We start from the raw sequence: 13,180 nt of genomic DNA, 5'->3' as shown, positions 1-13,180 counted from the left end.
CATGCCAGCACCTCTCGTTGTCGGTGGCGCCTTTTTATTAGCGATATTAGTCGGGAAGAATATGCCTGTTTCTGTAAATACCGATGAAATTGTTGATCTTAAAAAAAGAGAAGCCATCTCCCAGGCAGCATTGACGGATGCCCTAAGCCAATTCCGTGTGGTGTTGGTGGGGGAACAGCATGATGATCCCTACCAGCATAACGTACAGCTACAGGTCATACGGGCCCTACACCAAAAGCATGGCCAGGTGGCGGTGGGGATGGAGCAGTTTCCCCGTCACCTACAACCGGTACTGGACCGCTGGAGCCAGGGGGAGCTGACAGAAGATCAACTGTTGGATCAGACCCAATGGTACTTCACTTGGGGCATGGATCCTGAGCTCTACCTACCCATTCTCCGTTATGTCAGGGATCATAAGTTGCCCCTGTTGGCGATTAACGTTAAGCGAAGCACCATTGCTCAAATCCGTGAAAAAGGGTTAGAGAACATCAACGAAGTCACGCGTCAATCACTTCCCAAACCCGCTGAGGCACCAGAGGCTTACCGTACAGAGCTTACGACCATCTTTGAGAGTCATATCCATAGCATGATGGTAAAAGGTTCAACCGATCAGTTTATTGAAGCCCAAACAACTTGGGATGCGGTCATGGCCGATGGGCTTTTAAAATGGGCCGAAAAAAACCCGAATGGTATTGCCATTGGTATTGCAGGGACCGGCCATATTGAATTTGGTTATGGTATTGCCCACCAATTGAAATCCCGTGGCTTGGATCAGGTCGCCAGCGTTATTCCCTGGACAAGTGGCCATGATTGGATTGAACAACAGGCTGGAGACTATGCCTGGGGCACCCAACCCATGGAACGAGGAAAAGTCCCCCCACCTGTTCGTCTGGGCATTGTTTTGGAAGATGAAAGCCAAACGGCCAACGGTCCTGTTGAAGTTCGCAAAGTCATGCCAGACAGTATTGCTGAAAAAGCAGGATTTAAAATTAAAGACCGTATTACCGCTTTAGATGGTCATGCTACAGAGACCAACCACCATTTGGTTCGCCTACTGCGCCAGCACAACTGGGGGGATGCCCTTACCCTAACCATTGAGCGGGAAGGCAAAGAACAGCCTTTACCCATTCAACTTCCCAAAGAAGCCCCAAAACCAAAAAGGCACCCCTAAAGATCATCGTTGTTTTATGGCCTGACCGTGAGCTCATGGCCATAAAACAACATAAGCTCACCCACCTGTACTATCGTGTATGACAGGGTATAACGAAGCAACGACAGCTTGACACTTTTTCCAAAGCTGTCCGCCTTTAACTATGCCCTTAGAGGTCACATCTCATATTACTGATGTTCCAAAGCAGACCATACCGTTTTATCTAAGTTATTGACTGCGACCCTTAGGTAAGTCCGGAGGCATCCCAGGCTGGTTTTAAATATAAAAGATGGTGTTGAGCACATGGCGCATAGCATTTGCTACCGTGACAAGCACGATCATTTTAACGCTAGTGATGATCATCCCCAACAAGCCCGATCTGTTCGGGTGGATAGCGTTACAGACCAGGAGTCTCCTGCAGGTCAATGTTTATATCATTCAGATAGTACTGTCGCCTGTGGCTGTTGCTTGGCCACCCATCGTTCGGAGTGACGACACCGGCGAACCGACAGCGTAGCTCCAACGAGCAAGGCAACAACCGTTCAGCCTATCGTGCTCTGGTGAAGGCAGGATAAACAGCGATGCCATTCGTCAACTGTTAGAATGGGCGCTTGAAGATCGCAAAATTGACAACCAGCTTGGGCAGGTTAAACAAGGCCATGAACATGACTATGATGTAGAGGTTCAAGCCCATGCTCGAAAGAGTTTGCTGAACTCTGACTTTTTTATCATCACTCTAGGCCAACCCGAATTTTGTTATAATAAACAAAGGGAAGAAGCATTAAAGCAGGCTATCCCCAAAAGATAAATTTGATCTTCATAGACACGCATGCTGAGTCACAACGGTTCAAGAGACTCATTAATCATATAGAGGCCACCTGTCACCTCATACATGAATATCGCCCCGATGTGACCATGCGCCCCCCCCCTGGTCGCAATTTTTCGCACGCGTTCCTGCATGCGTACCCACTCAATATCTAAGGCTATTTTACTGGCTACCCTGGATGATTCTTTCCAAAAACCAGCATTGAAAAACATTGACTCATGGTGATCATATGAAAGCGTCACCGACCTTTTGAATAGGCCATGAAATAATGAGGGGTGCCATGTTAGATGAGAAACTTTTAGACGCTGCCAGGGTTTTGCTTGAGCATGCATGCAGTGAAGGCGGCCTAATTTCTGAAATGCTGAATGAAGTTTGGAAAGCGGCCAAAGAAACCGATACAACCCGTTTGTCCTAATCACGACGCTCTAAAAAACAAGGGAAACCGTTGATGACTAACCTTCCCAAACGGGTCGAAAAAAACGCTCCCAGCTATGAATAATTTAGTATGTGGGCTTCTATTTTGCCCGCATCGTTTGGCTCTATTTCAAAGAACTTCGAACAAATCCCAACATTTCTCACTGTACGATGGCCTTTTGCAGGATAGCTGTGATACTATTCGTGATCTTTCTGTCATTATGGCAGATCTGGTCTGTGTTTAGGCCATGAAAATGGGGGGGAATGGGGATGGCGGTTAAAAAAAAATATGGTAGTGACGCGTTAAAACCCAGTGATTTTCAAATTAAAATATCCCCCATAAAAAAAGCCACGCCTTATAAACAGGCCATACAAACCGGCCAGCGTAAACACTTGCGCATTTCTCATGATGTGAATGCTGAGGTACGTTTTAAAAGTGGTATTCGGTTAAACGGCACCACGCGGGATATCTCAGCGACAGGACTTTTTGTACAACTACCGACCCCTCCTGCCCATATCGACCCTGGTACCCAAGGCTGCATACTCATGTACCCCAAGCATGGCAAGGTTCTAAAGTTTGGTTGTGAGGTTGTGCGTACCATGGAACGAGGCATCGCTCTGCTGCTGACAGATCATGACCGCCATGAAATGGGCATTACCTTACTGTATGATATTTTGGAAACTCTAGAAAACCAACAACCTGCTACGGTTTAGTCACCGCTTCTGACAGCGCGGACAATAAAAACTGGAACGTTGCCCTAAAACGGTTTTCTCAATCGAGCCCCCACACTGGTTACATGGCTCACCTTCACGACCATAGACAGCTAGAGACTGCACAAAGTAACCCGGTTTACCATCGCTCCCCTTAAAATCCCGTAAGGTCGTTCCCCCTTGTTCAATGGACTCAGCCAATACACACTTGGCGGCCTCAGCTAACAAGCCATAGCGTGCCAAGCTCACTTGGCCAGCCTTTTGCGCCGGATGAATACCTGCCCGGAACAGTGATTCGCTGGCGTAAATATTTCCCACCCCCACGACGATGGATTGATCCATGATGAAATTTTTCACCGCCAAGCTCCGTCCACGAGACTTTTTATAGAGCATGCGACCTTGAAAAGCGTCATCAAAAGGTTCCGGCCCCAGTTTTGCCAATAGGGGATGTTGAGACTCCCCTTGAGAATGAGGTATCCACAACACCGCGCCAAACCGGCGAGGGTCATTCAGCCGGACCATCTGCCGATCTTCCATAATCCAATCCACATGATCGTGTCGCTCAGGTGGGGTATCTTGCGGTAAGATACGCATAGAGCCAGACATGCCCAAGTGGACCAACATACTACCTAGACCATTGCGCCAAAGCAGATACTTAGCCCGCCGCCCAATGGTTAAGATCTGCCGCCCCACCAGCTGTTGCTCCAGCTCATCTACAGGTATCGGCCAACGCAGCTTGGGTTGTCGCACCACCATATCGACAATTTTTTTACCCTTTACGGCAGGTTCAATACCGCAGCGTGTGGTTTCAACTTCTGGCAACTCTGGCATGCATATACTCCTTTAAAGCAGCTTTTTCCCCATGATGGGCGATTCATGCTTCGCCATTGCCTATTGGGTCTGCTACATTATGGTGATTTTGAGCACCATGCACGGGTTGATATGCCTCAATGCTAAAGCTAAGGCTCGGGTTTATCCTCGTGGCTGCTCGTTTACCCTTCATACAACGGCTTAATGAACGGAAATGGTATGACCCTCTGGCTAATCATCGTTCCCATTCTGATTGTTACTTTGTTTATGGTCTTTGTTCCCCTGTTTCGTGCCAACGGCAACCGCCCCCTACCATTGGGGTTAGAAGGCAACCCGCTGGTTGAACTGGAAGACCGTCGAGATGTACTATTGCGCCAGCTCAAAGAGCTGGAACTGGATACTCAAGGTGGTTTGGTGGACGAAGCAGATGCCGCCAATAACCGTGAAGGACTAGAAGAAGAGTTGGGTCAGGTCCTGGTTGCGCTGGATAAACTGAACAAGCATACGGACAAGAGCGATAAGGACACCACGACCAGTCAAGGTGCGTTGAGTAACAACCGCGCCATGGGTATTGCCGTGGTAGCTTTGGTTGTCGCCTCTAGCTTTATGACCTACCAAGCCATGGGCACCCCGGACGATTCTGAGTTTGAATATTACAGCGCCTCATCTCAGCAACGGAGCGGTGGTGGCGGTGGCGGTGGACCCATGCAAGGTGCAGATGGTGCACCAGATATCAAAGCCATGGTCTCTGGTTTGGCTGAACGCTTAAAAGATGAGCCAGATAACATTCAAGGCTGGCTAATGCTGGGTCGCTCCTACCGCAATATGGATCGCCCCATGGATGCCATCAATGCCTATAAGCATATCCTAGATAGAGACCCCAGCAATACCGATGCCGCACTCGGCATGGCGGTTACACTGCTGGAGACTGGGGATCCTGCTCAAATGGGGGTTGGCATCAATTTACTGGAGAGCATCCACAAAAAGAACCCCAAACAGCTTGACGCCATGTGGCTACTGGGAATGGGCTCTTTCCAGATGGGGAAATTTGATGTTGCACTGAAGTGGTTTGATAAACTGATGCCCGTTGCACCAGAAGATGTTAAACCCCAGGTGCAAAAGGCCATGGATATGGCCAAGGAAAAATTGCAAGCAGATAAAGGGTAACCCCCTTTTACGCCCCCCATGGCGTACCCATCACATGCATAGCATTGTGGGGGAAAATGGGATAGAGTATGACACCTTTGTTTCGTGGCATATGCCACACGGATTTACCGTCTTGGAGGTAGCCGATGTTTGGTTTGGGTACCATGGAAATGGTCATCATCCTGGTGATCGTTCTGGTTATTTTTGGTGCAGGCAAACTGCCCAAAGTGATGGGCGACATGGGTCGCGGTGTGAAAAGCTTTAAAAAAGCGATGAACACGGAAGAAGAAGCAGCAGCAGAGGCTGAAGCAACTAAGCCGGCAGCTTCTGAAACGTCTGAAAAAAAAGACACCTGACACCTGTAGCCTGAACGTGGAAAACAGCCTTAGGTTGTGATCCGACGTTGAAGGATGGAATCGATGCTTGGTATGGGTTGGGGGGAGATTTTTATCGTCCTCGTGGTGGCTTTGGTAGTAATTGGGCCCGACAAAATTCCGGAAGTGGCCAGAGGGTTGGCCAAGGCAATGCGTCAAATGCAACGCTTTGCCCAGGATATCCGTGACAGTGTTGATCTGGATGAAATCCAGAATAGTAATCGTACGGCCCCTGCTCAAGCGCAGGAACCTGAGCCTCTGGCAGAATCAGAACGTCTGGATGTTCCACCTCCACCAGTCGCCTACCCCAATGCCGAGAACAAACAGGCAGATGCGGATGAGGATGACTGGTACGAGGAAGAAGCTGGATATCAGTATGCCGATGGTGATGAACCAGCCGCACCTGAAACACCAGCAGAGCCTGCTTCTAGCGTACAACAAGATGAGAATAAGTCTGCCTAGGTAGCCGCACCTGAGTGCGCTTCTTATTGCAAACGAACAGATCAACGGCGCACCCTTAAATTGAGGGTGCGCCGATTGCCATTTATAATCTGGAGAATAAACGGCCATGTCCCTGGACGTTGAACAGAAAGCCCCCTTGGTTGAACATTTGATCGAACTGCGCACCCGACTGATGATTTCTGTTGGTGCCATTATCGTCGGTTTTGTGCTCTGTTTTGGTTTTGCCGCTGAGATTTTTGATTTTCTGGCTGCACCGCTCTATACCCTGCGCGGTCCCGATGCCAAGATGATCTATACCGGTTTGCATGAGGCCTTTTTCACACAGATCAAAGTCTCTTTTCTGACGGGCCTGTTCCTGGCTATGCCCCTGATCTTTGTGCAGATGTGGTTGTTTATTGCACCAGGGCTTTACCAGCATGAACGTTCGGCTATTCTCCCCTTTCTGTTTGTCACCCCTATTCTGTTTTTCTTTGGTGGTGCCTTAGCCTACTATTTCGTTTTTCCACTGGCTTTTAAATTCTTCTTAGGCTTTGAGACCTCGACCATTGAAGCCCTACCCAGTATGAAAGAGTATCTTTCACTGGTTATTAAGTTGATTATCGCTTTTGGTATTACCTTTGAACTCCCCGTGGGTTTGTTATTAGGGATTAAAGCAGGTGTACTTACGACCGAAGGCTTGGCCAATAAGCGTAAATACAACATTGTTTTAGCCTTTGTTTTTGCAGCACTTCTTACTCCACCAGATCCTTTTACCCAGGTCTTTTTAGCCATTCCCATCATGCTCATGTATGAAGCCTCCATCATTATGGGCCGCCGTATTGAACGTAAGCGGGCCGAACAGGAAGCGGCCGAGTGGGATGCGCAAGACAACGACCTGGATGATGATGATGATGAGGGTGGTGGGGAGCAACGATCATGACCGATAGCTCAGAGCATTCTGTTCGTATTCTGCCTTTGGGTGGCTTGGGTGAAATTGGCATGAACCTTATGGTTTATGAATGCCAAGGGAAGATTTTAGTCTTTGATACGGGTCTGACATTTCCCTCTCCAGACACCCCTGGGGTCGATGTCATTATTCCAGATATTGCTTGGCTGGAAGAACGTAAGGATGATGTGGTTGGGATTATTCTGACCCATGGTCATGAAGACCATATTGGTGCCCTACCCTATGTTTGGCCGAAGCTACAAGCGCCTATCTTTGCCACCGCCTTTACCATCGGCTTGGTTAAGATGAAGTTTAAAGAGCATGACCTTTCGACCAGCAGCATCCGTGAAGTTCGGCATAGAGAGGCTTTTCAGGTTGGGCCCTATAACCTGACCTACATCCATGTAACCCACTCTATTGTTGACGCCTCTGCGGTGGCCATTCGTACCCCCATCGGTACCATTTTACACAGTGGGGATTTTAAGTTTGATCATACCCCTGTGGATGGTCATACCAGTGACCTCTTCTCTTTAGCCAAACTGGGGGAAGAAGGGGTTCTTGCCCTGTTGTCAGACTCAACCAATGTGGCCCGTAGCGGTACTTCACGTTCAGAGAGCAGCGTACGCCCTGCCCTGGATGAGCAGATGGCTCGTGCTCAGGGATTGGTAGTTTGTGCAACCTTCAGCTCAAACATTCATCGTATTCAACAAATTATCGACTCTGCCATCGCCCATGGCCGTAAAGTGGTCCTCAATGGACGCTCCATGGAAGCCAATGTCGGTGTTGCCCGTGAACTGGGCTTCATCCGTCTAGATGGCGAAAACATGGTTACGGTGAAAAACATTAAAAACTACCAGCGCCAGCATATTTGCGTCATCAGCACAGGTAGCCAAGGAGAACCCAACTCCTCATTAATGCGTATTGCCCACCAAGAACATCGGGATATTGTGTTGGGAGAAGAGGATATGGTTATCCTCTCCTCCAAATTCATTCCTGGTAATGAACGGGCGATCTGGGGCTTGATCAACAAGCTCTATGAAAATGGGGTTGAGGTGGTGCATGAAAAAGATAACCCAGCCATTCACGTATCAGGACACGCACCAGCTGATGATCTTAAGACCATGCTGGCACTGACCAAACCTGAATTTTTTATTCCCATGCATGGGGAGCCACGCCACCTACACCTACACCGCAATCTTGCACTAGAGATGGGGGTGGACCCGGAAAAATCACTGGTGATGGAAAATGGGGATCTGGTGGAGTTAACCCAACAGAACGTGGGGATTATCGATTCCATTGACCATGGCCGGGTGTTTGTGGATGGCAAAGGGGTTGGGGATATTTGTGACATCGTCATGCGTGACCGTCGCCACCTTTCCCAGGATGGTATGGTCATTGTGGTTCTGGTGGTTGAAAAAGATAGTGGCAAGCTACTGGAAGGGCCAGAAATCCTCACCCGAGGCGTGATTCATGAGGATGAAAACCCCGAGATGTTGGAAGAAATGCGCGAATCTGTTGCGCAGGCCCTTGCTATTGGACCCAAAGGCATGGATTTTAGTGAGGATGAGCAAGTTGGCGCCAACGATCTGGCCGTTCGTGCACTGCGGCGCTTTTTCAAAAAACGGCTAGGACGCCGACCGGTGGTTCTCCCCATGGTGATGGAGATGTAGGAAGTGGCATCTACGCGTGGCAAGCAGCGTAATCGCGTCAAAGGAACTGACGCCGTCAAGGACGAGAAACGACAGACCCAATATCGGGAAGGTACTGGTATTGTTCTGGCCTGTGTAACCGCTTTTTTGACGTTGAGTTTGGCCTCTTATCATAGGGCCGATCCCTCTTTTAACCATACCAGTCCGCTCCCTGCGGAAAATCTGGCTGGGCAGACCGGTGCGTATTTGGCTGATGTCTTGTTCCAAACCATGGGCTGGTCTGCGGTACTTCTACCGCTTTTAGTCGGCTACGTGGGAATACGCATGTTCCGTAGCCCTCCATTGGATACCGCATGGTATCGAATGGTTGCTCTACCCATATTCCTGGCCTCTCTTTGTACCCTCTTGACCTTACTCCTGCCCCCTCCTCCTCTGGATCAGGGTTTGCCTGCTGGCCCCGGTGGTTGGTTGGGGATTGTGTTGGGTCGGGTCATGCACTTTAACTTTGGTGCATGGGGTTCTCTAATTGTACTTCTGCCTCTTTTTGCCATCAGCTTTTTGCTCACCACTAAAATTTCGGTGGTTGAAACCTTGGCGAAGCTGGACCAGCTCCGTGATCAACGTGAAGAGAAGCTGACTTTGGAAGAGGAGAAATCCCAAGCCAAAGAGCAGCTGTTGGGCCAGGTTGCCGAATTAGGAAGCAATCCTGTTCATGACGGACAGGTGGCTGAAGAGCCCTCCAAAGTAGCGACCGCCCTTTATGAGGGTGCCGCCCGTGTTGCAGAAGGTTTTAACCAGATCGGCTCCTTGTTGGCACAGGGTGGTCGTTTTGTACTGAACCTTGGCAAGCTCAGACGTAACCGGCAGCTGGATGCTATGAAGAAGCAGGCTCAGGAAGAGAGCCAGAGCCGTCATAGTGGACCGGTCATGGCACGCGCCCTGCGCAAACCAGGGCGTAATGAAGATGCCGCCATGGCCGCCATGGATGACCAAGCGCCCGCCACAGAAGAGCAGCAAGAAGAGGATTGGCGCTTAGAGCCCAGCTTTGATGAATTTGACCCTACAGGTCAGATGCAAGAGCCTTCATTTGATGAAGATACGGACCCTGAGCAAACCAACCAAAATCTCTCTCAAGCTTTGGCGGATGCCACCCTGCAGGGGGTTGAAAAGCCATCCAATGACAAACAGTCCGAACATCCCCTGTTAGCCAGTTTGGCCAATGTTGTTGGCCAAACTGAAAGTCGCCTGCAAAACCCGAGCTCCTCAGCGCAACAAGAAGAAGATCAAGCGCCGAAACCTACCGTTCAACTGGACTGGGCTCCGGCGCGTGAAACCACAACACAGGATGAGGAAACAGCTCCCCTAACAGCTGAGTCCGTACCCTCTGTGGATCATATGGATGAGGCCCCTCTAGAGCCTGAGGAAGAGCTTGACCCACTGGCTGAGAGCATCGTGCAACAGATGGCCGAAAAAGGTCTGCCAGATGGCCATGAGCCCGCCAGCGGTGAAGCAGAAATCATGGATGGGGCGAGCGAAGCGAGTACCGAGCCAAACGGGGCAGAAGAAGAAGACCCTACATTAAGCTCACTGGCCCAAGCTGTTGCAGAAAAAGGGTTATTACAAGAAGAAGAATCTGACCTACTGCCCGCTTTAGGTGAACAGGATAAAGCCACGCTTGAACAAGCGGCTGCAGAACCGATGCTACCGGCGACACCAGCTAACCTGTTGGTTGATCCAGACGATCAAGGTAACCCTTTAGAAGAGGCCGAACTAACCATTGCAGAAGCCGTTGCACTGGCTGAAGCAACTGGGGATATGCATGAAGGGCCTGAAGGGGAAATTGTTGTCGAGGATACTGCCAGCGGAGACCAGCAGGCTGTACCTAACATTATTGAAGCGGCCCGTCAGGTTGCTGAAAAACTGCATCCTGCTTTTCAGAATGAAACCGACAATGAACAGGAAGTGGATCATTCGGTAGAAGTTCAGGCGCAAGAAGCTGAGACGACTGAAGTTGAGGATACCGGCTCACTCCAGGCCAAAGAAGACCGGATTATGCAGGCACTGCGGGCCAGCAAGGATACGCCATCCAGTGAACTACCGCCTCTTGCAACACACGGAAGTATCACCCCAGCCGATTCTGCTGACAACGCTGAGGATCTAGCCATCACACCAGATCTGCTACCTGCTGAAACTCAGCGGGCAGAGATGATGGATATTCCTCCTGGTCATGGCTCTATTCAACCTGAACAAACCCCATCAGCCCCGACACCGGCGGCAGCGGCATTAACTGCAATGGCCGCCACAAACAGTGCGGTTGTTGGAGAAGCGGCCTCACCAACAGATACGGTTTCGCCAAGTGGATCTGCACACAGTACAGCTGGTCAGGCCCCCTTAACGCCTGCAGATACATCGATTTTCAGAACACCTGCAACAGAACCTGAGACATCTCCCCTCCCCGCCACTTTACAGCCTGAAGTGGCGCAGGAAACGCTGGAGATTACACCACCAAATGATGAAGCTGGTGAGGATGTCGAGACCACGCCTTTAGTGGAACCCGCTCAAGATCATGATGTCACCTCTGTTATTTCCGAATCCGAGGAACAGCCAGAGCCCTTAGCAACAGAAGTGGCAACAGAGGATGTGGTTGAAGCGGTAGAGGAGCCTCCCGCACAGAACGGTCAGGAAGAAGCGCTCTCGGAACCTGAACCCGAGTTGCCAACGCCTATACAGGCCACTGTCGAGACAGACCCCACACCGAGCACACCTACGGACACGGAAGCTTTTACAGCCGACTTAGAGGCGGTAACTGACGCTCCGATCGTTGATGAGGTCTCGCAGGATGTCACCACGATCCCTGCGGTTGAAGAACCTGAACCAGCACCACTGGTTACCCCACCAGCCCCACAAAAAGTGGCCCTAACATCCGAAGAGAAATATACTTTACCCGATCTTTCGATGTTACAACTGCCAGATCCAACCGCTCATGTTGTGGATGAATCGGCGCTCAATGCTAAAGCCAGACAGTTGGAAGCGGTTTTAGGTCACTTTAAGGTCAAAGGGCAGATCATTGATTATCATCCAGGTCCAGTGGTTACCACCTATGATCTGGATCCAGCACCAGGTTTAAAATCCTCAAAAGTGGTCGGGATTTCAGATGATTTAGCCCGCTCAATCTCTGCACTTTCTGTCCGGGTTGTGGGGAATATTCCGGGTAAAAGCGTCATTGGTATTGAAGTACCCAACGAAAGCCGTGAAACGGTCTATCTTCGTGAGGTGCTACAATCGAAACAGTTTAAAGAGAACAAAGCCCCTTTGGCCGTTGCTTTAGGGTCGGATATCGAAGGTTCGCCGGTGGTGGCCAATTTGGCTAAAATGCCCCACCTACTCGTGGCTGGTACCACAGGGTCGGGTAAATCTGTGGCTGTAAATGCCATGATCTGCTCCATTTTGTTCCATGCTCGGCCCGATGAAGTGCGCTTTCTTATGGTCGACCCCAAGATGTTGGAACTCTCCATTTATGAAGGTATTCCCCACCTCTTAGCACCGGTGGTTACCGATGTTAATAAATCGGCAACGCTGCTCAAATGGGCGGTGCATGAGATGGAAGAGCGTTACCGCTTGATGTCTGAGATTGGGGTTCGAAACCTTGCGGGTTTCAATGAAAAAATGGAGCAGATGATCGCCAGTGGAGAACAGCCCACACGGCGGGTCAAAGTAGGTTTTGACCCAGAAACCGGCGCACCGGTTGAACGTGATGAACCGATTCCACTCGAGAAAAAACCACTCATTGTTATCGTTATTGATGAGTTGGCTGACCTTATGATCCAAGTTGGCAAAGAGGTTGAACCGGCCATTGCCCGCTTGGCACAGATGGCACGGGCTGCTGGTCTACACCTTATCTTGGCAACACAGCGTCCATCGGTAGATGTGATTACCGGGTTAATTAAAGCAAACTTCCCCACACGTTTGGCGTTCCAGGTTTCATCCCGCACCGACTCACGCACCATTTTGGATGCCATGGGTGCTGATCGGCTGCTGGGTATGGGTGATGGACTCTATCTACCACCAGGCACCTCGCATCTACAACGTATTCATGCCCCCTTTGTCACCGATGGCGAAGTCCACTCTCTGGTGAATCACTGGAAACAGTTTGGCGGGCCAGATTATAACGATAATGTGTTGATCCCTCGTGAGGATGAAGAGGGCGATGCTGCAGGTGATGACGGCTCAGCTATGGCAGTACCGGGTGCGGGTGGTGGCACAGACTATGACGAGTTCTATGATCAGGCTGCACAGTTGATTATCCGACAGCGTCGTGTCAGTACCAGTATGATCCAGCGCCATTTTAAAATTGGCTATAACCGTGCCGCACGCATTGTCGAGCAGATGGAAGAGGATGGCTTAATTTCCCAAGCGAACCATCAAGGGAAACGGGAAGTATTGGCCCCTGAACAGCCCAGCATGATGTAAATAACGACCTTATTTGCTTACAAAAGAGGCCTTAACCGTGTTAAGGCCTCTTTTTTATCATTGAGTCGCTTACGTCATGTCCGTCAACCCTGTATGAACTCAATGTTTTTGCCACACTGTCGATTTCTAAACCATTCAATCATAAGAACGTCATAATATTTGCATACAATGATAGTGTTAATACCATTAAAGACCCTATTTTGACCGAATCTGGGGGAGGATGTCTCGGCAAAAGAGGGGTCT

10 protein-coding genes are annotated in these 13,180 nt (G+C 50.0%); 9 read left to right on the top strand and 1 reads right to left on the bottom strand.

Annotated features, from left to right (window positions below):
• The first annotated feature begins 1 nt into the window (after window position 1).
• From V5T57_RS09700 to V5T57_RS09690, 3 genes are all read left to right on the top strand, one after another.
• Window positions 2-1,171: a ChaN family lipoprotein gene (locus tag V5T57_RS09700; protein ID WP_332891005.1), complete on the top strand. Its 1,170-nt coding sequence runs from the start codon at window positions 2-4 to the stop codon at window positions 1,169-1,171.
• A 1,085-nt stretch (window positions 1,172-2,256) separates the two neighbouring features.
• Window positions 2,257-2,391, top strand: coding sequence for a hypothetical protein (locus tag V5T57_RS09695; protein WP_332891004.1), 135 nt, complete (start codon window positions 2,257-2,259; stop codon window positions 2,389-2,391).
• Window positions 2,392-2,660: 269 nt separating this feature from the next.
• Window positions 2,661-3,104 carry a PilZ domain-containing protein gene (locus tag V5T57_RS09690; RefSeq protein WP_332891003.1) on the top strand — a complete coding sequence of 148 codons (444 nt, stop codon included), beginning with the start codon at window positions 2,661-2,663 and terminating at the stop codon, window positions 3,102-3,104.
• Here V5T57_RS09690 and mutM read toward each other — a convergent pair whose 3' ends face one another.
• Window positions 3,105-3,932 (bottom strand): bifunctional DNA-formamidopyrimidine glycosylase/DNA-(apurinic or apyrimidinic site) lyase, encoded by an 828-nt coding sequence (gene mutM, locus V5T57_RS09685; protein WP_332891002.1) that lies wholly within the window; start codon window positions 3,930-3,932, stop codon window positions 3,105-3,107.
• Window positions 3,933-4,130: 198 nt separating this feature from the next.
• On the opposite strand from mutM, the gene ccmI reads away from it, so the two are divergent.
• The 6 genes from ccmI (at window position 4,131) to V5T57_RS09655 (ending at window position 12,937) form a co-directional block, all read left to right on the top strand.
• Window positions 4,131-5,078, top strand: a complete 948-nt coding sequence (gene ccmI, locus V5T57_RS09680) for a c-type cytochrome biogenesis protein CcmI (RefSeq protein WP_332891001.1) — start codon at window positions 4,131-4,133, stop codon at window positions 5,076-5,078.
• Between the two features lie 125 nt (window positions 5,079-5,203).
• Window positions 5,204-5,413 (top strand): twin-arginine translocase TatA/TatE family subunit, encoded by a 210-nt coding sequence (gene tatA, locus V5T57_RS09675; RefSeq protein WP_332891000.1) that lies wholly within the window; start codon window positions 5,204-5,206, stop codon window positions 5,411-5,413.
• Between the two features lie 63 nt (window positions 5,414-5,476).
• Window positions 5,477-5,893 carry a Sec-independent protein translocase subunit TatA/TatB gene (locus V5T57_RS09670; RefSeq protein ID WP_332890999.1) on the top strand — a complete coding sequence of 139 codons (417 nt, stop codon included), beginning with the start codon at window positions 5,477-5,479 and terminating at the stop codon, window positions 5,891-5,893.
• Window positions 5,894-5,999: 106 nt separating this feature from the next.
• On the top strand, window positions 6,000-6,812 hold the full coding sequence (gene tatC, locus V5T57_RS09665) for a twin-arginine translocase subunit TatC (protein ID WP_332890998.1): 813 nt from the start codon (window positions 6,000-6,002) through the stop codon (window positions 6,810-6,812).
• Window positions 6,809-8,488: a ribonuclease J gene (locus V5T57_RS09660; RefSeq protein ID WP_332890997.1), complete on the top strand. Its 1,680-nt coding sequence runs from the start codon at window positions 6,809-6,811 to the stop codon at window positions 8,486-8,488. Before tatC ends, V5T57_RS09660 begins: the two co-directional genes overlap by 4 nt.
• Before the next feature lie 3 nt (window positions 8,489-8,491).
• Window positions 8,492-12,937 carry a DNA translocase FtsK gene (locus V5T57_RS09655; RefSeq protein ID WP_332890996.1) on the top strand — a complete coding sequence of 1,482 codons (4,446 nt, stop codon included), beginning with the start codon at window positions 8,492-8,494 and terminating at the stop codon, window positions 12,935-12,937.
• Window positions 12,938-13,180: the final 243 nt, after the last annotated feature.

Origin of the sequence: Magnetococcus sp. PR-3, assembly GCF_036689865.1 — a bacterium.
GTDB lineage: Bacteria > Pseudomonadota > Magnetococcia > Magnetococcales > Magnetococcaceae > Magnetococcus.
This window is presented reverse-complemented; position numbering and strand designations above follow the sequence as displayed.

Bases quoted from the DNA above. Each gene is read 5' to 3' on its own strand.
- ccmI (WP_332891001.1), top strand. From the start codon at position 4,131: ATGACCCTCTGGCTAATCATCGTTCCCATTCTGATTGTTACTTTGTTT.
- tatA (WP_332891000.1), top strand. From the start codon at position 5,204: ATGTTTGGTTTGGGTACCATGGAAATGGTCATCATCCTGGTGATCGTT.
- tatC (WP_332890998.1), top strand. From the start codon at position 6,000: ATGTCCCTGGACGTTGAACAGAAAGCCCCCTTGGTTGAACATTTGATC.
- V5T57_RS09690 (WP_332891003.1), top strand. From the start codon at position 2,661: ATGGCGGTTAAAAAAAAATATGGTAGTGACGCGTTAAAACCCAGTGAT.
- mutM (WP_332891002.1), bottom strand. From the start codon at position 3,932: ATGCCAGAGTTGCCAGAAGTTGAAACCACACGCTGCGGTATTGAACCT.
- V5T57_RS09700 (WP_332891005.1), top strand. From the start codon at position 2: ATGCCAGCACCTCTCGTTGTCGGTGGCGCCTTTTTATTAGCGATATTA.
- V5T57_RS09695 (WP_332891004.1), top strand. From the start codon at position 2,257: ATGTTAGATGAGAAACTTTTAGACGCTGCCAGGGTTTTGCTTGAGCAT.
- V5T57_RS09660 (WP_332890997.1), top strand. From the start codon at position 6,809: ATGACCGATAGCTCAGAGCATTCTGTTCGTATTCTGCCTTTGGGTGGC.
- V5T57_RS09670 (WP_332890999.1), top strand. From the start codon at position 5,477: ATGCTTGGTATGGGTTGGGGGGAGATTTTTATCGTCCTCGTGGTGGCT.